Source organism: Microbulbifer sp. CAU 1566, from assembly GCF_023156515.1.
Taxonomy (GTDB): Bacteria; Pseudomonadota; Gammaproteobacteria; order Pseudomonadales; family Cellvibrionaceae; genus Microbulbifer.
In genome coordinates this window covers 134,762-160,953 of record NZ_JALNMG010000004.1, presented here as the reverse complement: position 1 = coordinate 160,953, position 26,192 = coordinate 134,762, and the positions used below count along the sequence as shown (strand labels likewise).

At 59.0% G+C, this 26,192-nt stretch carries 25 protein-coding genes; 20 read left to right on the top strand and 5 right to left on the bottom strand.

Features of this window, described 5'->3' with window-relative positions; translation table 11 throughout:
- Nucleotides 1-3: 3 nt before the first annotated feature.
- Nucleotides 4-585, top strand: coding sequence for an SPOR domain-containing protein (locus M0G74_RS11585; RefSeq protein WP_248217138.1), 582 nt, complete (start codon nucleotides 4-6; stop codon nucleotides 583-585).
- Nucleotides 586-646: 61 nt separating this feature from the next.
- On the opposite strand, the gene M0G74_RS11580 is transcribed toward M0G74_RS11585, so the two are convergent.
- Nucleotides 647-880 carry a DUF2798 domain-containing protein gene (locus M0G74_RS11580; RefSeq protein WP_201276896.1) on the bottom strand — a complete coding sequence of 78 codons (234 nt, stop codon included), beginning with the start codon at nucleotides 878-880 and terminating at the stop codon, nucleotides 647-649.
- A gap of 118 nt (nucleotides 881-998) precedes the next feature.
- Between M0G74_RS11580 and hslV the strand changes: the two genes are divergently transcribed.
- The 6 genes from hslV (at nucleotide 999) to M0G74_RS11550 (ending at nucleotide 8,659) form a co-directional block, all read left to right on the top strand.
- The gene (gene hslV / locus M0G74_RS11575) at nucleotides 999-1,538 is read left to right on the top strand and encodes an ATP-dependent protease subunit HslV (RefSeq protein ID WP_160152004.1); all 540 of its coding nucleotides are present in this window, start codon (nucleotides 999-1,001) and stop codon (nucleotides 1,536-1,538) included.
- A 214-nt stretch (nucleotides 1,539-1,752) separates the two neighbouring features.
- Nucleotides 1,753-3,069: an ATP-dependent protease ATPase subunit HslU gene (gene hslU, locus M0G74_RS11570; protein ID WP_248217127.1), complete on the top strand. Its 1,317-nt coding sequence runs from the start codon at nucleotides 1,753-1,755 to the stop codon at nucleotides 3,067-3,069.
- A gap of 60 nt (nucleotides 3,070-3,129) precedes the next feature.
- The gene (locus M0G74_RS11565) at nucleotides 3,130-3,507 is read left to right on the top strand and encodes a DUF971 domain-containing protein (protein ID WP_248217126.1); all 378 of its coding nucleotides are present in this window, start codon (nucleotides 3,130-3,132) and stop codon (nucleotides 3,505-3,507) included.
- A 247-nt stretch (nucleotides 3,508-3,754) separates the two neighbouring features.
- A complete protein-coding gene (locus tag M0G74_RS11560) occupies nucleotides 3,755-5,290 on the top strand; it encodes an alkaline phosphatase (RefSeq protein WP_248217123.1) in 1,536 nt (511 codons plus the stop codon).
- A gap of 13 nt (nucleotides 5,291-5,303) precedes the next feature.
- A complete protein-coding gene (locus M0G74_RS11555; protein WP_248217120.1) occupies nucleotides 5,304-6,926 on the top strand; it encodes an alkaline phosphatase in 1,623 nt (540 codons plus the stop codon).
- 161 nt (nucleotides 6,927-7,087) lie between these two features.
- Nucleotides 7,088-8,659 carry an alkaline phosphatase gene (locus tag M0G74_RS11550; RefSeq protein ID WP_248217119.1) on the top strand — a complete coding sequence of 524 codons (1,572 nt, stop codon included), beginning with the start codon at nucleotides 7,088-7,090 and terminating at the stop codon, nucleotides 8,657-8,659.
- A gap of 7 nt (nucleotides 8,660-8,666) precedes the next feature.
- Here the strand turns inward: M0G74_RS11550 and M0G74_RS11545 are convergent, their stop codons facing one another.
- On the bottom strand, nucleotides 8,667-9,530 hold the full coding sequence (locus tag M0G74_RS11545; protein ID WP_248217117.1) for a CHAD domain-containing protein: 864 nt from the start codon (nucleotides 9,528-9,530) through the stop codon (nucleotides 8,667-8,669).
- Between the two features lie 153 nt (nucleotides 9,531-9,683).
- Nucleotides 9,684-12,545 carry a TonB-dependent receptor gene (locus tag M0G74_RS11540; RefSeq protein ID WP_248217113.1) on the bottom strand — a complete coding sequence of 954 codons (2,862 nt, stop codon included), beginning with the start codon at nucleotides 12,543-12,545 and terminating at the stop codon, nucleotides 9,684-9,686.
- Nucleotides 12,546-12,882: 337 nt separating this feature from the next.
- On the opposite strand from M0G74_RS11540, the gene ubiE reads away from it, so the two are divergent.
- The 9 genes from ubiE to M0G74_RS11495 all read left to right on the top strand — a co-directional run bounded on the left by ubiE (nucleotide 12,883) and on the right by M0G74_RS11495 (nucleotide 19,720).
- The gene (ubiE, locus tag M0G74_RS11535) at nucleotides 12,883-13,632 is read left to right on the top strand and encodes a bifunctional demethylmenaquinone methyltransferase/2-methoxy-6-polyprenyl-1,4-benzoquinol methylase UbiE (protein ID WP_160152012.1); all 750 of its coding nucleotides are present in this window, start codon (nucleotides 12,883-12,885) and stop codon (nucleotides 13,630-13,632) included.
- A 188-nt stretch (nucleotides 13,633-13,820) separates the two neighbouring features.
- Nucleotides 13,821-14,483: an SCP2 sterol-binding domain-containing protein gene (locus M0G74_RS11530; protein ID WP_248217111.1), complete on the top strand. Its 663-nt coding sequence runs from the start codon at nucleotides 13,821-13,823 to the stop codon at nucleotides 14,481-14,483.
- A gap of 1 nt (nucleotide 14,484) precedes the next feature.
- Nucleotides 14,485-16,122 carry a ubiquinone biosynthesis regulatory protein kinase UbiB gene (gene ubiB / locus M0G74_RS11525; protein WP_248217109.1) on the top strand — a complete coding sequence of 546 codons (1,638 nt, stop codon included), beginning with the start codon at nucleotides 14,485-14,487 and terminating at the stop codon, nucleotides 16,120-16,122.
- A gap of 107 nt (nucleotides 16,123-16,229) precedes the next feature.
- A complete protein-coding gene (gene hisI / locus M0G74_RS11520; RefSeq protein WP_248217107.1) occupies nucleotides 16,230-16,628 on the top strand; it encodes a phosphoribosyl-AMP cyclohydrolase in 399 nt (132 codons plus the stop codon).
- Between the two features lie 8 nt (nucleotides 16,629-16,636).
- Nucleotides 16,637-16,984 (top strand): phosphoribosyl-ATP diphosphatase, encoded by a 348-nt coding sequence (locus M0G74_RS11515; RefSeq protein WP_160152016.1) that lies wholly within the window; start codon nucleotides 16,637-16,639, stop codon nucleotides 16,982-16,984.
- A 102-nt stretch (nucleotides 16,985-17,086) separates the two neighbouring features.
- On the top strand, nucleotides 17,087-17,338 hold the full coding sequence (tatA, locus tag M0G74_RS11510; protein WP_248217105.1) for a twin-arginine translocase TatA/TatE family subunit: 252 nt from the start codon (nucleotides 17,087-17,089) through the stop codon (nucleotides 17,336-17,338).
- Between the two features lie 29 nt (nucleotides 17,339-17,367).
- Nucleotides 17,368-18,102, top strand: a complete 735-nt coding sequence (gene tatB, locus M0G74_RS11505; protein ID WP_248217102.1) for a Sec-independent protein translocase protein TatB — start codon at nucleotides 17,368-17,370, stop codon at nucleotides 18,100-18,102.
- Nucleotides 18,099-18,848 carry a twin-arginine translocase subunit TatC gene (gene tatC, locus M0G74_RS11500; protein WP_248217100.1) on the top strand — a complete coding sequence of 250 codons (750 nt, stop codon included), beginning with the start codon at nucleotides 18,099-18,101 and terminating at the stop codon, nucleotides 18,846-18,848. Before tatB ends, tatC begins: the two co-directional genes overlap by 4 nt.
- A gap of 47 nt (nucleotides 18,849-18,895) precedes the next feature.
- Complete coding sequence (locus M0G74_RS11495) at nucleotides 18,896-19,720, top strand: alpha/beta fold hydrolase (protein WP_248217098.1); 825 nt, start codon at nucleotides 18,896-18,898, stop codon at nucleotides 19,718-19,720.
- A gap of 77 nt (nucleotides 19,721-19,797) precedes the next feature.
- Here M0G74_RS11495 and M0G74_RS11490 read toward each other — a convergent pair whose 3' ends face one another.
- On the bottom strand, nucleotides 19,798-20,031 hold the full coding sequence (locus M0G74_RS11490) for a hypothetical protein (protein ID WP_248217097.1): 234 nt from the start codon (nucleotides 20,029-20,031) through the stop codon (nucleotides 19,798-19,800).
- A 151-nt stretch (nucleotides 20,032-20,182) separates the two neighbouring features.
- Between M0G74_RS11490 and M0G74_RS11485 the strand changes: the two genes are divergently transcribed.
- Entirely contained in the window at nucleotides 20,183-21,298 is a 1,116-nt protein-coding gene (locus M0G74_RS11485; protein WP_248217094.1) for an aminopeptidase, read from the top strand.
- On the opposite strand, the gene dtd is transcribed toward M0G74_RS11485, so the two are convergent.
- Nucleotides 21,229-21,675, bottom strand: a complete 447-nt coding sequence (gene dtd / locus M0G74_RS11480) for a D-aminoacyl-tRNA deacylase (protein ID WP_248217088.1) — start codon at nucleotides 21,673-21,675, stop codon at nucleotides 21,229-21,231. The two genes, M0G74_RS11485 and dtd, sit on opposite strands and share 70 nt — an antisense overlap.
- Nucleotides 21,676-21,771: 96 nt before the next feature.
- On the opposite strand from dtd, the gene M0G74_RS11475 reads away from it, so the two are divergent.
- The 3 genes from M0G74_RS11475 (at nucleotide 21,772) to M0G74_RS11465 (ending at nucleotide 26,167) form a co-directional block, all read left to right on the top strand.
- The gene (locus M0G74_RS11475; RefSeq protein ID WP_248217087.1) at nucleotides 21,772-23,898 is read left to right on the top strand and encodes a prolyl oligopeptidase family serine peptidase; all 2,127 of its coding nucleotides are present in this window, start codon (nucleotides 21,772-21,774) and stop codon (nucleotides 23,896-23,898) included.
- Between the two features lie 47 nt (nucleotides 23,899-23,945).
- Nucleotides 23,946-24,995 carry an NAD-dependent epimerase/dehydratase family protein gene (locus M0G74_RS11470; protein ID WP_248217082.1) on the top strand — a complete coding sequence of 350 codons (1,050 nt, stop codon included), beginning with the start codon at nucleotides 23,946-23,948 and terminating at the stop codon, nucleotides 24,993-24,995.
- 317 nt (nucleotides 24,996-25,312) lie between these two features.
- Nucleotides 25,313-26,167 carry a mechanosensitive ion channel domain-containing protein gene (locus tag M0G74_RS11465; protein WP_201276897.1) on the top strand — a complete coding sequence of 285 codons (855 nt, stop codon included), beginning with the start codon at nucleotides 25,313-25,315 and terminating at the stop codon, nucleotides 26,165-26,167.
- Nucleotides 26,168-26,192 lie beyond the last annotated feature (25 nt).

The following is a 26,192-nucleotide window of genomic DNA, read 5'->3' as shown; positions in this document are numbered from 1 at the left end:
GTCATGGCCCGCCGCAATACCCGCCGCCAACAGTCCACCGGAAAACCCGCCTGGGTCTGGTTTGTACTCGGCAACTTCGTCGGCGGCTTCGCAGTCTTCGTATTCCTGCTCAACGACCTCAAAACCGAGCAGGTGCGGGTCGCCAGCAAAGCGGGCAAGCCCGCTGCGGAACAGGGGGCACCGGAAGAGTCCAAGCCGCGCTTCGACTTCTACACCCTGCTGGAAGAAAACGAAGTCAAAGTCCCCAAACCCAAGACCCCGTCGACCCGGGCAAGGGACTTTCGTGGAGAAAGTGGTAGTGACAGCAGCGCAACCACTGCCCAAGCCGCAGCGCCCAAAGACGAGCTGGTATATATCCTCCAGGCCGCCAGCTTCCGCGACGCCGCCGAAGCCGAGCGCCTGCGCGCCCAGCTGATGCTGGCCAACCTCGAAGCAAAAGTGGAATCCGCCACCGACAGTCGCGGCACCTGGCACCGGGTCCTCGTCGGCCCCTACGACAATCGCTCCAAAGTGGCCAAAGCCCGCAGTATCCTGGCGGAACACAGCCTGATGCCTCTGGTACTGAAGCGACCAGCAAAGGGATAAGAAAGAGAAGAGAGGTTGGATTGCTGTCGCGCAGCGGCGGCAATTCAGGTTCAGTGGGCGACTATTCAGTCTCCACCAGTTTGCGGGTAATCCAGTGCGCCACCGGCGCAATCACCGACACCAGCGGAAACGCAATTACCCAGGCCACCAGCCCCGCGTGTAACCAGCGGGTCAGAAAGCCCTCGGTAATCCCCGTATTCATCACCGTCACCACCCCTGACATCATGGTCGACATGAAAAACGACATAAACAGGGCAAAAACCAGGGTGTAATAACGACGCTTGATGCGGGCCACAGGTAATCTCCACACAACCTCAGAAGAAGGCGCGCATTATAGGCCGTCAAAGCAGAAGTTGAAATTTGCTCCCCTCGACCACACTTAGTGCAACTGAACTCAAAACACAGAGGCACACGTGGAACAATATCGCGGCACAACCATTCTCTCCTGCCGACGCAACGGCAAAGTCGTCATCGGCGGAGACGGACAAGTCTCCATGGGCAACACCATCATGAAAGGCAACGCCCGCAAAGTACGCCGCCTCTATGACGACAAAGTCATCGCCGGATTCGCCGGCGGCACCGCCGACGCCTTCACCCTGTTCGAGCGCTTCGAAGCCAAACTCCAAGCCTACAACGGCCAGCTCACCCGCGCCGCCGTCGAACTCGCCAAAGACTGGCGCACCGACCGCGCCCTGCGCCGCCTCGAAGCCCTGCTCGCCGTCGCCGACGAAACCGCCAGCCTGATCGTCACCGGCAACGGCGACGTCATCCAACCGGAAGACGACCTCATCGCCATCGGCTCCGGCGGCCCCTTCGCCCAGTCCGCCGCGCGTGCACTGCTGGATAACACCGATATGGATGCCCGCTCTATCGTAGAACAGGGCCTGAAAATCGCCGGCGATATCTGCGTTTACACCAACCAGAATCACACCATTGAAGAACTGAGTTACTGACAGAAGATCTTCTAACGAAGCACAAAACTCTGAATTGAAGGCGGGGTGCCGGGTACTGGTTTTTGAAAGCGTCGGCGACAGGGATGTCGCCGACGCAGCGTACAGGGATGTATTCACAGCGGTTTCAAAAACCAGTACCCGGCGCCCCGTCGCCACCGCTCCAGCTTCAAAGCGAACGAAGCGGGATCAAAGCGAAAAGAATCCGAGAAAGACCATGTCCAATATGACCCCCAGAGAAATCGTCCACGAACTCGACCGCCATATCGTCGGCCAGAACGATGCCAAGCGCGCCGTCGCCATCGCCCTGCGTAACCGCTGGCGCCGCATGCAGGTCAACGAAGAACTGCGCGCGGAAATTACCCCGAAAAACATCCTCATGATCGGCCCAACTGGCGTCGGTAAAACCGAGATCGCCCGCCGCCTCGCCAAACTCGCCGGCGCACCCTTTATCAAAGTCGAAGCCACCAAATTCACCGAAGTCGGCTACGTCGGCCGCGATGTTGAATCCATCGTCCGCGACCTCGTTGAAATGGCCATCAAGCTCGAACGCGAACTCGCCATGGCCGGCGTAGAACAGCGAGCCATGGACGCCGCCGAAGAGCGCGTACTCGACGCCCTGCTGCCCCCCGCACGCAGCACCGAACCCGGCGACCGCGACTCCAGCACCCGCCAGGTCTTCCGCAAGAAACTGCGCGAAGGTGAACTCAACGACAAAGAAATCGAAATCGACGTCTCCGCCAGCCCCATGGGTGTTGAAATCATGGCCCCCCCGGGCATGGAAGAAATGACCAACCAGCTGCAGGGCATGTTCTCCAACATGTCCAAAGGCAAAACCCAGAAGCGCAAGCTCACCGTCAAGCAGGCGCTCAAGCAGCTCACCAGCGACGAAGCTGCCAAATTGGTCAACGACGAAGAAATCAAAACCAAAGCCATCCAGTCTGCCGAGCAGAACGGCATTGTGTTTATCGATGAAATCGACAAAGTGGCCAAGCGCCAGGAAAGTGGTGGCGCCGACGTTTCCCGCGAAGGTGTGCAGCGCGACCTGCTGCCGCTGATCGAAGGCTGCACCGTCACCACCAAATACGGCATGATCAAGACCGACCATATCCTGTTCATTGCCTCCGGTGCCTTCCACCTGTCGAAGCCGTCCGACCTGATCCCGGAACTGCAGGGCCGCCTGCCGATTCGCGTGGAACTGAGTTCACTCACCTCCAACGACTTCCAGCGCATTCTCACCGAGCCGAGCGCGTCATTGACCGAACAGCAGAAAGCGCTGATGAGCACCGAAGGTGTGAAGCTGAGCTTCTCCGAAGATGGTATCCGCCGTATCGCTGAAGTGGCATTTGAGGTGAATGAAACCACCGAGAATATCGGTGCCCGCCGCCTGCACACCGTACTGGAGCGACTGCTGGAAGAAATTTCTTTCACCGGTGGTGACGGCGAAACGGCACTCAATATCGATGCCGCCTATGTGGACAAACAACTGGGAGAGTTGAGCAAGGACGAAGATCTGTCCCGCTTTATTCTTTAATGCCCCAGTGCTGCAGGGGCCGAATCCGCCCCTGCAGCACACCTGTATCCGGAATCGATCATGTCCCCACCTAAAAAAATCCGCCTGGATAAATCGGAGAGGAAACTCATTCTTCAGTATTCCGACGGCGAATTTTCCCTGCCCGCCGAATATCTCCGCGTCTATTCCCCCAGCGCCGAAGTGCGTGGCCACGGTATCGGCGAGGGCACCCTGGTGAGTGGGAAAATCCATGTCGGTATCGACAAGGTAGCTGCCGCCGGCCGCTACGCACTGCAGATATTTTTTGACGATGGCCACGACAGTGGTATCTATACCTGGGCCTATCTGCGGGAACTGTGCGAGCAACAGGCGCAGAAGTGGCAGACTTATCTGACGCGCCTGCAACAGCAGGGCAAAGGCCGCGATCCGGATGAGAGTGCCGTGAAATTTATCGGCTGAAAAAATTGAATGGCTGACGCGCGGCTGATGTTCGCAGTACAGCCATGACCATAACGACAGCCGCCGTCTCCGCAATGCCAATCATTTCCCATTTCTTCTTTTGTTCATAAAGATGTGAAAAAGCTGTAACACCATCGTCACCTACTGACGCATTTAATGCGCCCTCTTTGTTGAAACTGCCAGGGGGGCAAACAGAATGGTCAAGCAGGTTAATTGCAGGCTGCGCTCGTTTACAGCGAGTGCAGCAGTGGCGTTTTCCGCCACCTTCTCAGCTACATTTTCCATAGTCGCAGCCGCCGAACTGCCGGACTATCAAAAAAACAGTGCATGGTTCAGCTCCGGTGAAGCGCAACTCGCCACCAAGCTTGCCGATCAACGCAGCGAGCGCACCGCAAAAAATGTCATCCTGTTCGTGGGGGACGGCATGGGGGTTACCACCCTCACCGCAGCCCGCATTCTCGAGGGCCAGCTGCGCGGCGAAAACGGTGAGGAAAATCTGCTCTCCTTCGAGGAATTTCCCTACACGGCGCTGATAAAAACTTACAACACTAACCAGCAGACACCGGATTCCGCCGGCACCATGACGGCGATGATGACCGGGGTGAAAACCCGCGCGGGCATGATCAATGTGGACAGCGATGGCCTGCGTTCGGACTGCGCCGGTGTTGCCGGTAACGAGCTGCGCACCTTTCTCGAATTGATGGAAGACCAGGGCCGCAGCACCGGCATCGTCTCCACCGCGCGCATTACCCACGCGACGCCGGCGGCGACCTATGCCCGCTCGCCCGAGCGCAACTGGGAATCCAACGACGGCCTGAGTACCGAAGCGGTAGAGAACGGTTGCCGTGATATCGCCGCCCAGCTGGTAAGCCTGGATGTGGGCGATGGCATTGATGCCATCCTGGGTGGCGGTCGCCGTCACTTCATCACCGCCGACAACGGCGGCAAGCGCACCGACGAGCGCGACCTGACCGCCGAATGGCAGGAGCGTTACAGCGACCAGAATGCGGTGTATGTGCAGAATGGCACTGAACTGGCGAGCACCGATCTCGCCACTACCGACAAACTGCTCGGTCTCTTCACCAGCTCGCACATGAGCTACGACGCCGACCGCATTGCCAACGCCAAAGACGAACCGTCCATTGCGCAAATGACCACAAGTGCCATCGATCTGCTGGCAAAAAATGACAATGGCTATTTTCTGATGGTGGAATCCGGCCGCATCGACCACGGCCACCACGCGGGCAACGCCTACAACGCGCTGCACGACACCATTGCTTTCTCCGATGCCATTCGCGCAGCGGCGGAAAAAGTGAATCTGGAAGAAACCCTGATTCTGGTCACTGCTGACCACAGCCATGTGATGACCATTGCCGGCTATGCCACTCGCGGCAACCCGATCCTCGGCAAAGTGGAGACCAACGATGGCGCCGGTGCTCCGGTGGGCGAGCCTGCGCTGGCGGATGATGATCAGCCCTACACGGTTCTGTCCTATGCCAATGGCCTGGGCTTTGCCGATCTCGGCGACGAAACCGATGCGGATGTGCGCTACGGCATGCCGGTAGACACCGGTCGCGTGAACCTCACTGACGTCAACACCCAGGCGCCGGGTTTCCACCAGGAAGCCATGGTGCCTTTCTCCGGCGGTGAGTCCCACGCAGGGGAAGACATCAGCCTGCACGCCATTGGCGCCGGTGCCGAAATGGTACAGGGCACGCTGGAACAGAACGCGGTATTTCACCTGATGATCGGCGCCACCGGGCTGCCGGTCAGTGCGGAATAATTGGGGGCAAATCATGCAACGGAACAGATTCTTTATCGCTTTCACCGCGGCTTTTGGTATCACCCTGGCCGCCTGCAGTGACAACAATTCAAACTCGAACAACCAGACCCCGGAGCCGCAACCGGAGCCGGAAGAACAGAGCCTGAGCCTGCCGGAATCCCAGCGCGGCAGCAGCTGGTATGTCAATGGCGAGCAGGCCGTCAGCAATACCCGTGAGGTCAGCGTCAACAGTGAGGCCGGGGCCGCGAAAAATGTGATCCTGTTTGTGGGCGACGGCATGGGCATTTCCACCGTTACCGCTGCGCGTATTCTCGCCGGCCAGATGCAGGGCCAGAACGGCGAGGAGTACCAGCTCAGTTTTGAGAAGATGCCCTTTGCCGGCCTGATCAAAACCTATAACACCAACCAGCAGACCCCGGACTCCGCCGGTACCGCCACGGCGATGCTCGCCGGGGTAAAAACCAAGGCCGGTGTGATCAATGTCGATGAAAGCGTAGATCGCAGCGACTGTGCTGCCAGCCTCGAGCGCCCGCTCACCACCGCGGTGGAACTGGCGGAAGCGCTGGGCAAAAGCACCGGCGTCATCAGCACCGCGCGCATCACCCACGCGACTCCGGCTGCGGCTTATGCCAAGGTTCCAGAGCGCAACTGGGAATACAGCGCTCCGGATGGCTGTAAAGATATTGCGACCCAGCTGGTGGCGCTGGAAGCGGGCGACGGTATCGATGTGATCATGGGCGGTGGCCGTCGCGGTTTCCTGCCCCCTGAGGTGATCGATGCCGAAGGCAGCGCCGGTCGCCGCAGCGATGGCGTCAACCTGGTGGAGGCCTGGCAGCAGCGTTACAGCGATGGCGTGACCAACGCTTTGTACATACAAGAACAGCAGGCGTTTGACGGCATCGACGTGGCCAGTACCGACAAACTACTGGGCCTGTTTGCCAGTTCGCACATGCGCTACGAAGCGGACCGTAGCAACGATGTGGGCGGTGAACCTTCCCTGTCGCAAATGACCGGCAAGGCCATCGAGCTGCTGGGCAAAAACGATAACGGTTACTTCATGCTGGTGGAGTCCGGCCGTATCGACCATGGTCACCACGCCGGCAGCGCCTACAGCGCGCTCACCGATGCCATCGAGTTTGCCAATGCCATTCAGGTGGCCATGGACAACACCGATGCCGAAGACACCCTGATTGTGGTCACCGCGGACCACAGTCACGTGATGACCATTGCCGGCTATCCCACCCGCGGCAATCCGATTCTCGGCAAAGTGGTTACCAATGACGGCAGCGGCCTGCCGCAGCCGGGTCTGGCGCTGGCAGATGATGGCATGCCCTACACGACCATCACCTACACCAATGGCCTGGGCCACGCCCACTACGGCAGCGGTACCGATGCGGACGATCGCTACGAGGATCCGGTCAGCGCCGGTCGCCAGGATATTGCGGCGGACGATACCCAGGCGGCGGGTTACCACCAGGAGGCGCTGGTGCCCATGGGCGGTGGTGAAACCCACGCGGGTGAAGATGTTGGTGTCTGGGCCCGCGGCCCCGGTGCACACCTGCTGTCCGGTACCAATGAGCAGAGTTATCTTTTCCACGTGATGGCTCATGCCGGCGGTTTGTTGGGCGAGGAATAACACCATTACCTGTTCGACGCAGCGAGCGATCGCTGCGTCGCTTTTCCGCGCAAAACATCAGTTCGATTTCTGCCGGATAGCTGAACAAGCTGTCACGCTTCTGTAATATGCCCCGGATCTAATGGCGCATTTCTTCGCCAGACAGCGTTCGGGGTAACAGAATGATCCGCAAGTCCATTGCCACAGTACTCACATCGGTACTCACCTCTTCGTTATTGATTGCCAGCAGCAGTCATGCCGACAGCCTTCCTTCCAGCCAGAGCAAAAGCCCGTGGTTCAGTGATGGCGAAAAAGCGCTGCAGCAGGCGATACAGCGGCCGATCAATAACCAGCGCGGTGCGGCAAAGAATGTGATTCTTTTTGTGGGCGACGGCATGGGTATTTCTACCGTTACTGCCGCGCGCATTCTCGCCGGTCAGCAACAGGGTCTCGACGGTGAGGAATACCAGCTCAGCTTTGAAAAAATGCCCTTCGCCGGTTTGATCAAAACCTACAACACCAACCAGCAGACCCCGGACTCCGCCGGTACCGCGACCGCTATGGTGACCGGTGTCAAAACCAAGGCCGGTTTTATCAGTGTGGACGAAAGTGTGGCCCGCGGCGACTGCCCGGCGAGTCTCGCACATGGCCTGACTACCGCACTGGAACTGGCCGAGGGCCAGGGCAAGCGCACCGGCATCATCAGTACCGCACGCATCACCCACGCTACCCCTGCGACCACCTACGCAAAAGTTCCCGAGCGCGGTTGGGAATACATCGCGCCGGAAGGTTGCCGCGATATCGCCGCGCAACTGGTGGAAATGAATACCGGTGACGGTATTGGTGACGGTATTGATGTGATTATGGGTGGTGGCCGCCGCGGCTTTCTGCCGACGGACGTGACCGACCTGGAAGGCAGTGCCGGCCGGCGCGAAGACGGCCGCAACCTGGTGCAGGAGTGGCGAGACCGTTACGGCAAAAACGCGGTGTATATCGAAGACCAGGCCGGCTTCGACAAGGTGGACAGCAAAACCACCGACAAGCTGCTGGGCCTGTTCCAGCCCTCGCACATGCGCTACGAATCCGACCGCAACAATGACAAGGCCGGCGAACCCTCCCTGAGTGCCATGACGGCCAAGGGCCTGGAGTTGATGCAGGACAGCAACGCCGGGTATTTCATGCTGATCGAGGGCGGCCGTATCGACCACGGCCACCACGCCGGCAATGCCTTCAATGCGCTGAATGATGCGGTGGAGTTCGCCAGGGCGGTGCAGGTGGCGATGGATAACACCGACCCCAAAGATACCCTGATCATTGTCACCGCCGATCACAGCCACACCTTTACCATTGCCGGCTACCCCACCCGCGGCAACCCGATCCTGGGCAAGGTGATCGGTAACGATGAGCGTGGCGAGCCGATGAAAACCCCCTACCTGGCCGCTGATGGCAAACCCTACACCACGGTGGGCTACGCCAATGGACAGGGATTTGCCGACCTGGGTGACGAGACCAATTCCGACGTGCGAGAAGATGCGCATACCCACGCCGGTCGCGCCGACCTGACCAAGGTGAATACCGAACAGCCCGGTTTTTTCCAGGAGGCTATGGTGCCGACGTCTGGAGAAACCCACGGTGGTGAGGATGTGGGTATCTGGGCGCGCGGCCCCGGTGCGCATCTGCTTTCAGGGACCCATGAACAGAGTTTTATTTTCCACGTGATGGCCCACGCGGGCGGGTTATTGGAAGAAAAGTAATGCCCAGTTATTTGGCAATGGCATGGCGGTTTTTGCACTGCCGCGGCCAATGCCGGTGGTGGAACAGCAGATCGCACTGACGGTTGATCACGCTGCGCAATTCCGCCAGCCGCTGCTGGGCAGCATCCAGCAGCGGTATCATTTCTTTTTGTGTTTCCAGATCCACCGCCTGTTTTTGATTTGCCAGAAAGGCGCACAACATTCGTAAATCGCGCCAGTCGCCCAGTGCGCTGGCCAGAATCTTCAGCGGCTCGCGGCGGTGTCCGATTTTTTGCGGCTTTAGCCGGTGTAACAGGCGGGTGTGGTACCACTGATCTTTTACCCGCTTGCGCAGAGTGTGGAAACTCTCCTCATCCTCTTGTTCGAATGCGCTTTCCATGGCTCGGAAAGCGCGCTGGTAACTGCGCGCATACCCTTTCTTGAGTGCTTTTCGATTTAACGATGGCAGACTCCAGTTATCGGAATGCTGCTGTGCTTGCCGCAGTAAATCTGTGGCCTGTTGCAGTGCAGTCTCTGCATCTGCTGTATCGATCCGAGACGACAGCAGCGCTGCTGTCGCCGGAAAGTGTTCTTTTCCCAGTTGCTTGGTGAGCGCATCGTACAGGGATACCGCATCGCGGCTGCCGGACAGGGCTTCCGCGATACTGCGAAAGTGTGCGTTTTCGAATTGGTAGAGTCGCTCGCTGTGCACATTCATATTTCGCACCAGTCGCATCAGTGCACGTATTTTTTTGCAGTGTTTACGGATCTGGTGACTGGCCTCTGCGACGGGCAATTCTTCTCCCGCTACCAGGGCAGATGTCAGTTGCTCCCACAGGATTCTGTGCAATTCGTCGGCGGGTAATGATTTGCGCTGGAAGGAATAAGCCATGGCTTTGCCGATTTGGGCCGGGGTATTCCACCAGTGTAGGTCGCGCCCCCCTTAAACGAAAAAAGCCGCATCAGTGATGCGGCTTTGCAAGCGGGAGCCCTGCGGCTCCCCGGTTCTTGTTGTTGATCTTGAGAGAGATCTTTGGTGACAGCGTTAGAAGGTGTAGTTGGCACCCACGTAGAAGCTGCGTCCCAGGGTATCGTAGATACCTGAGTCACCGCTGGTTCCGGACAGGTAGGCCGGCGGGTCCTGGTCTTCGATATTGTTGATACCGCCGAACACTTCGAAGCCTTCTTTGAACAGGTAGGCGGCGCGCATGTCGTTGTAGCGGACCTCACCGGTAGAGCTGGGTGCGGCGCTTTCGGGCTCGGCGGACTCCAGTGCGTACAGCGCCATGTCATCCAGGTAGCGGTGTGACCAGTTTACCGACAGGTCGCCATAGCGGTAGGTGACGTTCATGTTGTAGGCGTTGGTGGGGTCACCCAGCTCGCCATCTTCGCGGTCGGCACTGTCCGGTTCGTTCTGGAAGGAGTAGTCATCGCGTTCCAGCAGGTGGGTACCCTGCAGGCTCAGGGTCAGACTGCCCAGTTCGGATTTGAACAGGTCCGCCAGCGCCATTTCGTAACGCACTTCGTAGTCGACACCTTTGGCGGTGAGCTTGGAAGCGTTCAGGGCGGAGCTGGTCAGGGAAACCAGATCACCATTGGCGCCGCGCTGGATGTTGCCGCAGAACTGGTTGTCGATGGAGCTTGCGTCGACGCACTTGTCCAGGATGGTCTGGCCGCTGTACGAAGAGATGGCATCTTCGATTTCAATGTCCCAGTAGTCTGCAGTGATGGTGAGGCCCTCGGCGAAACGGGGGGTGATTACCAGGCCGTAAGTCATGGTAGTCGCGGTTTCTTCCTGCAGGTTCACGTTACCACCGCTGAAGCCGGGCAGGGTCGGGCCTTCGTTCCACGGCGACTGGTAATCCGCTGCCAGGCCGAGAGCGGCACAGTTGGCCGCGCGCTGGGCGGGGTCTGGTGCGTAAGCCACTTCGTCGGCGTCACAGGGGTCGTCGACATTGAAGAAGTTTTGCCCCAGTGGCGCGAACAGCTCATCGATGTTCGGTGCGCGCACTGCCTGAGAAGTGGTTGCGCGGATGCGCACGTCATCAATTACCGCCCAGTCGAGGCCGGCTTTCCAGGCGCCGGTGCTGCCGATAGTGGAGTAGTCCGCCGCGCGATAGGCGGTGTCAAACACCAGGCTCTGGATGCCCGGCAGGTCGGACAGCAGCGGTGCAGACAGTTCCACGTAGGCTTCGGAAACGTCGTATTCACCATCGGTGGTCGCCAGCGCGTTCATGAAGGTGGTGCCACTTTTGATGATTTCGTCGAAGTCCACGAAGCTGGTTTCTTCGCGGTATTCGAAGCCACCCACGACAGACAGCGGACCGGCGGGCAGGTCGATAATGTCGCCGCCGATAAAGCCGGATGCAACGAGCTGGGTCATCTCTTCTACGGAGCCAGTGTTATCCAGCATTACCCAGTCGACGGCCTCCTGGGAGTTCAGGTTCTGGCCGAACAGGTTCAGCGGCTGACAGCCGGCTGCACGTGCGGATTCGTCGGCACACACGATGGCGCCGTCGACTTCGATCGCATCGATCGCATCGATCGCCTGCGCAAAGCGTTCGTTGTGACGGTTATTCAGGTAGAAAATATCGGCGTCGTACTGGCCGTAGACCACGCTCGCCTCATAGTTCCAGCGGCCGCCCAGATCGCCTTTTACGCCCAGCACGTAGCGCTGGGTTTCACGCTCGGCCAGGTCGCCGCGGTAGCCCAGGTCGGAGTGCATGCGGTACATGCCAAACGAGCCTACACCGGCGGCAACCAGTTCATCGGACAGGGATTTGTCGAGGAAGGGGTTGGTAGCGGAGTAGCCGTTGTAACTGAAGCTTGCCTGTCCCCAGCTCTCGGCTTCGTGCGATACGTATTTGGCTTCGGCAAAGACGCGGGTGGAGTCGTTGAGGTCATAGTGACCTTTCACGAACAGGTTGTTGGTCTCCATGCGCGGATACATCTGATACTGGCCGATCCAGCGGTAGCCGTCGCCACCGGTACAGCGGCCGGCAGTGTCACAGAAGTCACCGGGGATGACCGGGCGTGCAGTGCCGTCGTCATCAAAGGTGTGATTGCCCATCGGCAAGTAGGCGATACCTGCATCGCTGATGATCGGCAGGGTGTAGTCCTGGACAATAAAGCGATCGGGGATGCCATCTTCAGGGCCGGTATCGTTTGGATTGCGCAGGGTGCCGTAGCCCCGGGTGATCCAGTCGCGGTCGGTGCCGTAAACATCGCCGCGGCTGGTGTGCGAGAAACTACCGGCGATGTTGGCGCGGCCGTCGAACATATTCTGGCCGAAGGTGACGGAAACTTCGGTGGTTTCTGCACCGCCATTTTCGGTGTCGCTGCCGAAGGCGCTGAGCTTCACGCCCTCAAAGTCATCCTTGAGGATGAAGTTGACCACGCCGGTGACCGCGTCGGCACCGTAAATCGCGGAGGCACCGCCGGTAATCACGTCGACGCGCTCGATCAGGTCTTCCGGGATGGTGTTGACGTCAACCGCCGACGTACCAACGGCAGAGGCGATGTGGCGGCGGCCGTCCTGCAGTACCAGGGTACGGGAGGTACCCAGGCCGCGCAGGTCCAGTAGGTTCAGGCCCACGGTACCGATAAAGCGTCCGGAGTTCTGGCCGGAGTAGGTAGCGCGCAGTGCCGGCAGGTCGTTGAGGAAATCACCCAGGTTGGTTTCGCCGCTAAGACTGATGTCTTCTGCGGTCAGCGAGGTTACCGGGGTCGGGCTGATGGAATTCGGACGCGCGATACGCGAGCCGGTGACGGTGACCTGTTCGATGGTGCTGTCGTCGATGGAGGACGCATTGACTGCTTTGCTGTCTTCCTGTGCAAATGCGGGAGTCACGCCAACGGCTGCCAGGATGGCGCCGCGGATGGCCATAGAGAGTGTGTTGCTTTTCATAATTGTTATTTCCCCCCCTACAGGGTTTCTCGTTCAGAAATTCGGCTATTAAGGTTTTTATGCCGTATATCTGTAACGAACTGGAGGAAAGTGCCCTCATTATTGAAAATAAGCAAAATTATATATTGCTAAAGAAGGGGGGGATTTGTTGGCACGATTGTTTCAAAATCGGGGAATAATGATTTTTGTGCTAAACGTGACCGGCTGTGACTGAGCGTTCACTGGCGTGCGGCGACTCGAAGCTTTGTTGCTATTGTTTTGAGTTATTAGCCCGCATATCCCATTCCAACATGCCCCATGTACAATACCGCCCTGAATTTGCTACAGCAGGCGCAAGATGACGGAACGCAAGACGACCCATTTCGGTTACCAGCAGGTGCCGGTGGAAGAAAAAGCCGGACGGGTGGCGGATGTTTTTCACTCGGTGGCGGCCCGCTACGACGTGATGAACGATCTGATGTCCGGGGGTGTTCACCGCCTGTGGAAGCGTTTCACCATCGAGCTTTCTGCGGCCCGCCCGGGGCAGACGATTCTGGATATTGCCGGGGGCACCGGTGATCTGACGGCGCGCTTTTCCCGCATTGTGGGCCCCACCGGCAAGGTGGTGTTGGCGGATATCAATGCGTCGATGTTGAAGGTGGGGCGCGATCGCCTGCTGGATCGGGGCATTGCCGGGAATGTGGAGACGGTGCAGGCGGATGCCCAGTACCTGCCTTTTCCGGATAACACCTTTGATTGCATCACCATTGCGTTCGGCCTGCGCAATGTGACGGATAAAGATCTGGCGTTGCGCTCGATGTTGCGGGTGTTGAAGCCCGGTGGTCGCCTGCTGGTATTGGAATTTTCCAAGCCGCAGTCGAAGCTGCTGGAGAAGGTCTACGACCAGTATTCGTTCCGTCTGCTGCCGTTTATGGGCAAGCTGGTGGCGGACGATGCGGACAGCTATCGCTATCTGGCCGAAAGTATCCGTATGCACCCGGATCAGCAGACCCTGAAAGACATGATGGGCGAAGCCGGTTTTGTGGACTGCGAATTCCACAATATGACCGGTGGCATTGTGGCTTTGCACAAAGGCATTAAACCCTAGTCTTTTTTGAATGTTGGGGCTTCGGTTCTTGTTCTGTGGCGGCGCCGCTACCGGTGTCTGTTTGCGGGACACGCCGTGAACCCATCCATGGGGGCTCGGCTGCGGCCATCCCGGCCGCAGACGGTCCCGCAAACAGACACCGGCAGCGGCGCCTTCGCGTCTAGCTTCCGGGCACTGAATAAAAAATCATGACCGATCCCACCTTCCGCGCCGGCTTCGACGCCACCCTGGAAACCGCCATCAACACCGCCCTGCGTTACGACCCGGGTAGCCGTGCGCGCCTGAGTAAACTGGCGGGCAAGACACTGGGCGTGCATCTTACTGCGCCGGCCATGACCCTGTTTCTGGTGATTGATGACGCGGACGGTGATGAGGGCGCTGATTTTGGTGGAAATTGTATCGAAGTGCACAGCCGCTGGAGCGGTGAAGTGACCACGGAGCTGTCCGGCTCTGCCCTGGCGTTTCTGCAGCTATTGAAAAACCGCGATGCCACGCCGGCAAAGCTGGGGGTGACGGTGCGCGGTTCCAGTGCACTGTTGGCGGAGTTGCAGTCGATCCTGCGGGATCTGGATATCGATTGGGAGGAGCCGCTGGCAAAGTTGCTCGGGGATTCTCCGGCGCACCAGCTGGGTACCGGCATGCGCATGGCGGCGAGCTGGCTGAAAGGTGCGCTGGGTGCGGCGCCGAAGGCGGGCGCTGAGGCGGTGACTGAGGAGTGGCGGATGACGCCACCGCAGGCGCAGTTTGAGGCGTTTGCTGAGGATGTAGCCGAGTTTGCCCAGGGGGTGGATCGGCTGGAGGCGCGGATTGAGATTTTGCGTCAGAAGACGGAAGGCCAGGGGAAACGCTGAAGTGCCAGTAGCGAGAAGTCTGACCATTGCGCGGGTGTTCCTGCGCTATCGCCTGAACGAACTGATTCCCGCCGAGCATCAGCCGCTGTGGCTGCGCGCGCTGTGGGCTCCGACGAAGTTACTGCCGCAGGGAAGCAAGACGAGGAATATGGGCCGCGGGGAGCGGCTGCGTCGTGCGCTGGAGGACCTGGGGCCGATTTATGTGAAGTTCGGCCAATTGTTGTCCACTCGCCCGGACTTGTTGCCGCCGGATATGGTGTTGGAGCTGAATCAGCTGCAGGACAATGTGCCGCCCTACCCCGCGGATCAGTGCATTGCGCGTATTGAGGCGGCGCTGGGTGCGCCGGTGGATGAGTTGTTTGCGGAGTTTGAGCGCGAGCCGCTGGCATCGGCGTCGGTGGCCCAGGTACATGGGGCGCGGCTGAAGGGGGAAAACGGCGAGCCGGGTGAGTCGGTGGTGGTAAAGGTGTTGCGCCCGGGCATCGACAAGGTGATTCAGCAGGATCTGGAACTGCTGCACTATATCGCCCGCTGGATCGAGCACTACTTGCCGGATGGTCGCCGCATGCGCCCGGTGGAGGTGGTGGAAGATTACCGTCACACCATCGAGGGCGAGCTGGACCTGGTGCGCGAGGCTTCCAACGGCTCGGAGCTGAAGCGCAATTTTGCCAATTCCCCGCTGCTGTACATTCCCGAGGTTCACTGGGACTACACCCGCGAGAATGTGCTGGTGCTGGAACGCATCCACGGTATCCCGGTGACCGACCTGGCGCAGTTGCGCGCCCAGAGCACCAATATGGAGCTTTTGGCGGAGCGCGGGGTGGAGATCTTCTTCAAGCAGGTGTTCGAGCACAATTTTTTCCACGCCGACATGCACCCGGGCAATATCTTTGTGTCCCGGGAGCACCCCGACAGACCCAAGTACATCGCCATCGACACCGCTATCGTCGGCAGTCTGACCCGCGAGGATCAGTACTATCTGGCGCGTAATTTGCTGGCTATGTTCCGGCGTGACTACCGCATGGTGGCGGAGCTGCATGTGCAGAGTGGCTGGGTGCGGCGGGATACGCCGGTGAATGCATTCGAGGCGGCGATCCGTTCGGTGTGTGAGCCGATTTTTGAGAAACCCCTGGGGGAGATTTCCTTCGCGCGGGTGTTGATCAGCCTGTTCCAGACCGCGCGCCGTTTTGATATGGAGGTGCAACCGCAACTGGTGCTGTTGCAGAAGACCTTGCTCAATATCGAGGGATTGGGGCGACAGCTTTATCCGCAACTGGATCTATGGAAGACTGCCCATCCATTTCTCGAGCGGTGGATGCGCGAGCGCATTCACCCCAAAACCATCGTCGGTGAAATCCGGCGATATGGGCCGGAATGGCTGGAAAAGTTCCCGCAATTGCCACAACTGGCATTTTCCGCCCTGGAGCAGGGGCGGGAGCTGGGGCCGCAACTGCAACATCTCAGTGAGCAGTTGGCCAGCAGCAAGCGGCGCGGCCGCAAGCGCTATGCGCGGATGATTGTGGGCGGCCTGCTGGCGGCGGGCGCAGCCCTGTTGGCCTCTCCTGGCCTGCTGGCACAGGTGCCGGCGGTAAGCTGGGCGCTGGGTGCCGCGGCGCTGGCACTGCTGCTGTGGCCCTAGTGTGCGCGTCGCGGGCAAGGGCATAACCGCAACAGACAAGACGGCAAAGGCCACAGGGGATGTCCTGAGGCCAGCCTACAATAACGAATGCAGTAAGGACGCATACCGTGAGCGATATCGATTTCACCCAAGCGGTCAGTTGGAATAGCGACGGGCTGGTGCCCGCCATCGCGCAGGATTTCAAAACCGGTCGGGTGCTGATGATGGCCTGGATGAACCAAGAGTCCCTGCGTCTCACCGCCGAAGAGGGCCGCGCGGTTTACTGGTCGCGCTCCCGCGGCAAATTGTGGCGCAAGGGCGAGTCCTCCGGCCATGTGCAGCAGGTGCGGGAAATCCGTCTCGACTGCGATGGCGACACCATCGTGCTGCTGGTGGAACAGTTGGGCGGCATTGCCTGTCATACCGGGCGCACCAGTTGTTTTTATCAGGTACTGGAAAACGGTCAGTGGCAGATTCGCCAGCCGGTGATCACCGACCCGAAAGAGATCTATTCAGGAGAGAAATAGACCGCGCCATGAGTAATATGTTGATACAACTGGATCGGGTACTGCGGCTGCGGATGCAGCAGGGGGACGCTGAGTCTTCCTATGTTGCCAGCCTGCACCACAAAGGTTTGAACAAGATTCTGGAAAAGGTCGGCGAAGAGGCCACCGAGTTGGTGCTGGCTGCCAAAGATGCCGAAGGCAAGGCGCAGGACTCCGACGAGTACAAGGCACTGATCGGCGAGACCGCCGACCTCTGGTTTCACTCCTTGGTGATGCTGGCGCACCTTGGCACCGACTCCCGCGAGGTGTTGGATGAACTGGGTCGACGCTTTGGCCTGTCCGGGCTGGAAGAGAAGGCTTCTCGCGGCAATAGCTGAAATGCACAGGCCGGCTTGCCGGCCGCGCATGAACGTGTAAAAACAACAACGCGTAAAAAGTACAAACGACGAATTCAGAATATTTAATCAGGAGCATTTCACATGGGTATTAGCTGGCAACAATTACTGATTCTGCTGGTCATCGTACTGCTGATTTTCGGCACCAAACGCCTGCGCAATCTGGGCGGCGACCTGGGCGGAGCCATCAAGGGCTTCAAGAAAGCGATGAAAGAAGAAGGTAAAAAGGACGGCGAAGAAGAGGACGAGAAGGATCCGGAGCTGCTGGGCAAAGACGACAACACAAAGCCGCAGCAGAAAACCTCCAGCGAAGAAAAGCAGTCCCAGGACAAGTAATCCTCTGTAACAGATAGAGCGAAACCCGCGTGTTTGATATCGGATTTTTTGAACTGCTGTTGATCGGTATCGTCGGCCTGGTGGTAATCGGCCCCGAGCGCCTGCCGGATGCCGTGCGCACTACGGTGCGCTGGTGGACGCAAATCAAGCAGACCCTCGGCAGCGCCAAGGAAGAACTGGAGCGCGAGGTCGGTGCGGATGACATTCGCCGTGAACTGCACAACGAGCGGGTGCTCAAGGAATTGCGCGAGAGCCAGGAGGCGATGCAACGCACCTTCAGTGAAGCGGAGAAAAAATTCGAGCAGGACCTGAAGGCGGTTACCGAGCAGGCCGAAGCCCTCAAGAAATCGGCCGCCAGCGACGAGACCGGTTCCGGCGTTTCCGCTTCACCCGAATCCCTTTCTGCGCCAGACCCGGAAGCGGATCAGCGTCGTCGCGCCGCCGACTACCTGCCGGATGACGATGTGGTGAAACCGGCGGACGAGTACCTGCCGGAGGAAGAGGAAGAAGACGAGGATCTGGAAGATCCCGAATACCCCGAACACCTGCACGATCACGGCGAACCGGAATTCAATCCGCACCACCCGGATCATTTCAAGCACGAAGAGGATGAGGCCTGGGCGGAAGTGGATCGCCTGGATCCGGCAGAATCCGACCGCAGTGAAGGTGGCAGTAGTGATGGGGATAGCAAAGAGGGTGCCGCCAACACCGCAAACCCCTCCCCCAGCGACAAGTCCACCGAGGCGGAAGACAAGCGTCAATGAGTGAAAAAGACCAGCCGTTTATCGAACACCTGATCGAGATGCGGGACCGCCTGCTGAAAACCCTGCTGGTGGTGATTGCCATCTTTGCCTGCATGGTGCCTTTTGCCAACGAAATCTATAACTTTGTTGCCGATCCGCTGCAGGCGCGCCTGACCGAAGGCGCCGGCATGATTGCCACCGAGGTCACCTCGCCCTTCCTGACGCCGTTTAAAACCACCTTTGTGCTGGCGTTCTTCGTCGCCATTCCCTTTGTGCTCTATCAGTTCTGGGCGTTTATTGCTCCCGGCCTGTACAGGCACGAAAAGCGCCTGATCGCCCCGCTGATGTTTTCCAGCATCTTTCTGTTTTACGCGGGCATGGCGTTTGCCTACTTTGTGGTGTTCCCGCTGATTTTTGATTTTTTCATCAGTTCTGCCGATGCCGATATCAAAGTAATGCCGGATATCCGCAGTTACCTGGACCTGGCGCTTAAGTTATTTTTCGCCTTCGGTTTTGCCTTTGAAATTCCCATCGCGACTATTCTTTTGATCTGGAGCGGCGCCATCTCCGCCAAGGATCTGGCCAAAAAACGCCCCTATGTCATCGTCGCCTGTTTTGCCGTGGGTATGCTGCTGACGCCGCCGGATGTCATTTCCCAGACGCTGCTGGCGATTCCCATGTGGCTGCTGTTTGAGATTGGTGTCTTTTTTGGGCGCTGGATCAAGCGCGGCAAGCGCGACGAAGAGACGTCCGAAAGCGAGGCCTAAGCTGACAAGGCTGCCGGGCCACTTCTGGGGCCTGGCACGGAGAGCAGATGCAGGAGTCGAGGATACCGTTCGGGAAGTGCCTGAACTTTTCGACCTTTCCAACCTTAAGAGTTGCGCTAAGAGTCGCGCTGCTGCTGAGCCTGCTCGGCTTGCTGCCGGCAACGATTAGCCATGGGGCCAACACGAAAACCCCCTGCGCGATATTGATCCACGGCATCACCAAGGATTCCTCCTCCATGGTCGCCATTGAAAAAGCCCTGCTCGATGCAGGCTTTTTTGCGATAAACCTCGACTACCCCTCACGAAAATGCCCGATCGAAACGCTGGCGGTAGAGACCATTCCCCGCGGCCTTGCGGCCTGTGAAAAAGCCAATGCAGCACCGGTGTATATGGTTGCGCACTCCATGGGTGGTTTGCTGGTGCGGCAGTATTACGAAAGCCGCGATGCCAGTCAGCTGGCTGGCGTCGTCATGCTTGGCCCGCCCAACCAGGGCAGCCGCCTGGGCAACTTCCTGTCGTGTATTCCCTGGATCAAAGACGTCAACGGCCCCGCGGGCAAGCAGATGGGGGTGGATGAGCGCAGTGTGCCCAGCCGCCTGGGGCCGGTGAAGTTCCCCCTGGGAGTCGTCGCCGGAACCCGCTCATTCAACCCGCTGTTCTCGGCGATCATCCACGGCGACGACGACGGCATTGTGGGATTGCCGAGCACTTATGTGGAGGGTGTTTGTGCGCGGGTGCAGTACCCGGTTACCCACGACAACCTGACCGATGACCCGCGTGTTATTGATCAGGTGGTGCACTACCTGCAATCCGGAACATTCGCCGGTGAGCAGGTGGAGCATTTCCGTTGCGGCAACGATACGTCGCGATAAAAAGTTACGACAAAACGTCACGATAAAAAGTCGCGATATAAAGTGCGAAGTGTAGGTGGGGTGAGGTGACAGGTGGCTCAGTGCGCAGTGAGGAACAGGCTCGCAGCGCAGAAAAACGCGACAGTCACTGCGATCAGCTCCCGATTGTGTGCACCTTGTGCCACTATGATGAGAAGTGCCAGTGGGGGCAGCGCAATGGCGAGCACGCCGAGCAGTGTGGAATCCCGGAACGCGAGCCGCATCAGATAAATCCACAGCACGACCCCCAATACCAGCGTGAAGATCAGTGAAACCGCCGCGACAGGTTGCATGGAAACTTTCCCAAATACTTTCTCGAACGCCTTCCCGAACACTCTCCAGAACACTTTGCCGAATAAGTGCCTGGCAAAAATAAAGTTAGCTGTTTCTGGCGGGCGTGTATCCAGATGGCGTAAATCTGCCCTGAAACAGGGCGGGCTACTGTTGCTGCTGTTACTGGCGCTGCTGGTTTCCGGTTGTGAAACCGTACACTTCTACTCGCAGGCGGCTACCGGCCAGCTGAAAATTCTCGCCGGACGCAAGTCCATCGATGGACTGGTGGCGGATGAGCAGACAGATCCCAAGCTGAGAAAACAGCTGCAGCTGGTGCAATCCATCCGCGCCTACGCCGCGGCCGAGCTGCACCTGCCGGTGGGAACCGCCTACAGCGAATTTACCCAGCTCAAAGACGAATACGCGTTGTGGAACCTGGTGGCGGCACCGGAGTTTTCCCTGTCGCCCAAACGCTGGTGCTACCCGATTGCCGGCTGTGCCAGTTACCGCGGCTATTTTGACAAGCAGGACGCCAGAAACCAGGCCGGGCGCATGCGCGCTGAAGGCTATGACGTCTACCTGGGGCCGGTACCGGCGTATAGCACCCTCGGTTGGTTCGATGATCCGGTGCTGTCCAGTTTCGTGAATTGGAAGCCGGAGCGGCTGGCGAGCCTGCTGTTTCACGAGCTGGCACACCGGCGGGTGTACATCGGCGGGGATACTGCCTTCAATGAAAGTTTCGCCACCGCGGTATCGCAACTGGCGCTACCGGACTGGCGCCGGCGCCAGGGCATTCCTGCACCCAAGGTAAAAAGTGTCGAACAGGCGAGGCGCGTCAATGGCCTGATGGTGGCCGCGCGCAAACAACTACAGGCGCTGTACAGCTCGGACAAGAGCGATGCGGAAAAGCGCGCGCAAAAAGCGCAGACACTGCAGCAGCTGCGAAGTTGCTACCGGAAAATGTCCGAGGGTTGGGTGGAGGACAAGAAATTTTCCAGCCTAGTGGAGCAGACCAATAACGCTACATTGGCACTGGTGAGCGAGTATCAATCCAAGGTGCCGGCGTTTGTACAGCTGTTCAAAGACACCGGTAAAGACTGGGATGCGTTTTATATGGCGGTGGAGCAGCTGGGCGCGCGCCCGCAAGACGAGCGCAAGGCACGGCTCGAGGCGTTGAGCCAGCGCGCCCAGGCTGCTGCCCGCCAAATGGCAAACAATCAGACTTCCAGTAAAAAGGTCACGGGCCCGTCGTTGCAGAGCGATACCTGCATGTCGGCGGCAAACTGACCGCCGGCCACGGGCAGTTCCTCGGGTAGCCTGACGCGCGCCTGGGACAGGAAATATTCATACAGCGCCTCAGCCTGCTGCGGCGTGGCGCCGCGGCTGAAGCTGGGGCGCAGTCCCTTGGCGGTATCCGCCACCAGGGTGAACTGGCTCACCACCAGCAGGCCGCCACCCGCCTGCTGCACATTCAGGTTCATCTTGCCCTGGTCATCGCTGAAAATGCGGTAGTGCAATACCTTGTGCAGTAGCTTGTCCGCAGTCTCCGGGGTATCCGTTGCTTCCACACCCAGCAACAGCAGAATCCCGTGATCGATGGCACCGACAGATTCACTGCCTACTTCCACTTTCGCGTGCTTTACCCGCTGAATCAGGCCTTTCATCGATAACCTCTTCTAAAATGCTACTAGTCGCTGGATGCCTGGCGGCGAATTCCCTAGATTAGCCCACTGATCGCCAATAAAAAACCGGAAACCCCCATGAAGAAAACCGCCTTGGCCCTGATTGCCGTGGGTATTGCTGCCGCTGCCGCGATTGCCGCCAACAGCGAGCAGTCACCATCCAAGTACCCGGAGACCGCCAGCGTCCCGCAGACAGATGACTATTTCGGCACCAGTGTGAGCGACCCCTACCGCTGGCTGGAAGATCAGGGCTCCAAGCCGGTGAACGACTGGGTCAAGGCACAAAATGACTTCGCCCTGCCGAAACTGAAAGCACTGCCGGGCTGGCAGAAAATCAACGACCGCCTCACCGAACTGTGGCAGTACCAACAGTACGGGGTGCCCTACAAAAAAGCCGGACAGGTTTTTTACGAGTACAACGACGGCAGTTGGGACCAGAGTGTGTTTTACAGCACCCGGGATATCCACAAGGAAGGCGGCGTGGTGCTCGACCCCCGCAGCTTGAGTAAGGACGGGACCATCGCCGCCAAGCGTTATTCGGTCAGCCCCAACGGCCGCTACCTGGCCTATGGCACTTCCGACGGCGGCACCGACTGGACCGACTACCAGGTGCGCGACCTGAAAACCCGCCGCCTGATTCCCGATCGCCTGACCGGCATCAAGTTCAGTGGCGCCAGCTGGGCCAAGGATGAATCCGGTTTCTACTACAGCCGATATCCGTTCAACGCCGACGGCAGCGCGGACGACAGCAAACAGGTGGCGGTGTATTTCCACAAAATCGGCGAGCCCCAGAGCCGTGATCAGCTGGTGTACGAAATCACCGATCACGCAACCCGCAACCCGGAGGCGCAGGTCAGCGACGACGGCAACTACCTGGTCTTCGGTATTTTTGACGGCTACGACAGCAACGGGGTTTATTACCGGGACCTGCGCGATGACAAGGCGCCGCTAGTGAAACTGCTCGATGACTGGGATGGGCTCTACACCTATCTCGGCAACAGCGGAAAAACCTTTTATTTCGAGACCAACGCCGGTGCCGCCAACGGCAAGCTTGTTGCCATTGATCTGGACAAGCCGCAGAAATCCAACTGGAAAACCCTGGTGCCGGAACAGAAAGAGGCACTGCAAGGTGCCAGCCTGATCGGCGGGCGTTTTGTGTTGCACTACCTGAAAGACGCCACCTCCAAAGTGGTGGTGACGGACCTGGATGGCAAACAGCAGTACGAGCTGAAACTGCCGGGCATGGGTACGGTGGAAGGCTTTTACGGCGAGCCGGACGACAGCGAAACCTATTACGCTTTCAGCAATTTCCTGACGCCGCCCAGCATCTACAAACTGGATGTTGCCAGCGGTAAAAGTGAAAAAGTAAAACAACCGGATTACCCGGCGGATTTTTCGGATTACACCGTCAGCCAGCATTTTATTCCAAGCAAGGATGGCACCAAGGTGCCCATGTTCCTGGTGCATAAAAAAGGAATGAAAAATGACGGCAGCAACCCGACCCTGCTTTATGGTTACGGCGGCTTCAACGCCGCCCAGTTGCCCCAGTTCTACACCCGTTTTGCCGGTTGGCTGGATATGGGTGGCACCTTCGCCATGGTGAACCTGCGCGGCGGTAGCGAGTACGGTGGTGACTGGCACAAGGCCGGCACCAAGCTCCAGAAGCAGAATGTGTTCGACGATTTTATCGGCGCGGCCGAGTGGCTGATTGGAAAAAAAGTCACTTCACCGGAAAAGCTCGGCATTATGGGGCGCTCCAACGGCGGGCTGCTGGTGGGTGCCACCGAGGTACAGCGCCCGGAGCTGTTCAAGGTTGCCCTGCCCATCGTCAGCGTACTGGATATGCTGCGCTACCACACCGCTTCCGCCAACGCGCGTCAGTGGTCCAGTGACTACGGCCTGTCGGAAAACAAGGAAGAGTTCGCAGCGCTCTACGCCTACTCGCCGGTGCACAACACCAAGAAAGGCAGCTGCTACCCCGCTACCCTGATCACCACGGCCGATCGCGATGACCGCGTGGTGCCCTGGCACAGCTACAAGTTCGCCGCAGTACTTCAGCGGGACCAGGGGTGTGACAATCCCATCTATCTCGCAGTGGAAACCCGCGCGGGTCACGGCGCCGGCAAGCCGGTGTGGATGCAGGTGGAAGATTTCACCAATCAGTATGCGTTCCTGGCCAATGAACTGGGGCTGGAAATTCGGTAGTCTGGGTGTTTTAGGGCGGCTTGTGCCGCCCGGTTAATGGGGGTGACATGCACGCATTTGTAACCGGCGGTACCGGCTTTCTCGGTGCCAATCTGATTGAGCAACTGATTGCCGATGGCTGGCAGGTAACCGCCATGCACCGCCCTGGCTCCAATATCCAGCGGCTGCAGGCCCTGGGAGCGACCCCGGTCGAGGCTTCGCTGGATGATGTGGCTTCCCTGCAGCGCGCCATGTCCGCGAATGTGGATAAAAAGGTCGATGCCATTTTTCACCTGGCCGCCAATACCAGTATGTGGCGCGGTGGCGACAAGCAGCAGTGGCAGGACAATGTGGTGGGTGCGGGCAATATTGCCCGGGTTGCGCGTCAGCAGTTTGTCGGCCAGGGCGCACCCGGGCGCCTGATCGTCACCAGCTCTATTTCCGCCTATGGCTACCACACCAGCCCCATCGACGAAGCGAGTGCGAAGCTGGCGGACGACCCGAAGCACCACTACCACTACAGCAAAAAGCGTGCGGAGCTCGCTGTGCGTGAGGAGATTGCGCAGGGACTGGATGCGGTGTTCCTGAACCCCTGTGGCATCGTCGGCAAGTACGATGTGTCCAGCTGGGCGCAGACCTTCTTTATGATTCAGCAGGATCGGCTACCGGGTGTGCCGCCGGGCTCCGGTTCTTTCTGCCACGCCGGTGCGGTGGCGCGCGCCCATATCGATGCTTTCCATAAAGGGCGGTGTGAAGAAAACTATATTCTCGCCGGTACCGATGCCAGCTTCCTGGAATTCTTTGGAAAAATTGCCGAGCTGGTGGGCAAGCCGGCACCCACCACTACCACGCCGGCATTTTTGATTCGTGCCATGGCACAGCTGCAGGATCTTGCGGCGCGCCTGAGCGGCCGTGAACCGGCGCTAACCCCGCAAAAGGCCGCGATGATCACCCGGCGGGTGGTGGCCAGCAGTGACAAGGCCAAGCGCGAACTGGGTTACCGCGACACGGTGAGTCTCGACGAAATGCTGCGGGAATCCCGGGACTGGCTGGTGGCTGAGGGGCTGCTCAAGCTGTCCGACTCCCGGTCGGACGAGCTGGGCGCAAGCGGGGGATGAGGTGAATCGACGCAATCTGGTCTTTATTCTGGTCATGACGCTGCTGGTGTTGCAGTTGATCCAGCACTATTTCTTTTCCGGCCCGGCCTGACTGGTTTCGCTGACCAATTGCGCTGACTAGTTCCGCTGACTGATTCCGTCGGAACCCGGAACCAACCGGCATTTTTGGCACCCTTTTTGGCACCCTGCGAAACAGGGTTGCCGGCAGCGGTGGTTTAGCGCGCTAGTGCGCTGGCCCTGGCCGCTGCCCTTGTCATATTCTTGCGCCCTACTGTCATAAAATCCGTCAAACAAATTCACGCACAGGAGATGTATTCGTGGAAGGACTCAAAGCACAGCTCGAGGAACTCTGGCCGGTAGTGATGGACGTCGGGCTGAATGTGCTCTGGGCGATACTGGCACTCGTCATCACCTGGGTTGCCGCCAAACTGGTGTCGCGGGCGGTCAACCGCCTGACCGAGCGCGGTATTGACGAAACCCTGGTTCCGGTGCTGGAAACCCTCGCTGTGTGGGGCACCTACGTGGTGGGCGGCCTGGTGGTACTGGATATCTTTGGTGCGAATACCACTTCGCTGGTGGCGCTGCTGGGTGCTGCCGGTCTCGCCATCGGCCTCGCGCTGAAAGACACCCTGCAGAGTATTGCTGCGGGCTTTGTGCTGTTGGGTCTGCGCCCCTTTCGTGTGGGTGAGACCATCCAGTTCGGCAGTATTATTGGCACCGTGCGCAAGATTGGCCTGTTCACCACCGAGCTGGATACCCCGGACGGCCTGCGCATCTCGGCCCCCAACGACAAGGTCTGGGGCGAGACCCTGACCAACTTCACCCGCAACGCCAGCCGCCGAATCGAGATCATTGCCAGCATTGCCTACGGTGACGATATCGAAACCGGCATGAATGTACTGCGTAAACTGGTGGCGGACGAGCCGCGGGTGCTGGCGGACCCCGAACCCGCCTATGCGGTGCGGGCGCTGGCGGACAGTTCGGTGAACCTGCACCTGCGGGCCTGGGTGAAAACCGATGAATACTGGGATGTGTACTGGGCGCTGATGAAAAAGCTCAAGCCGGCGCTGGAAGCCGAGGGCCTGACAATCCCCTTCCCGCAGCGGGATCTGCACATCATCACCGGAACCGAGAAAAAAATGGTCGGGGCCGATGCCCTGGAACAGGAATGAATTCGGCTTTGTATCAAAGCTGGTT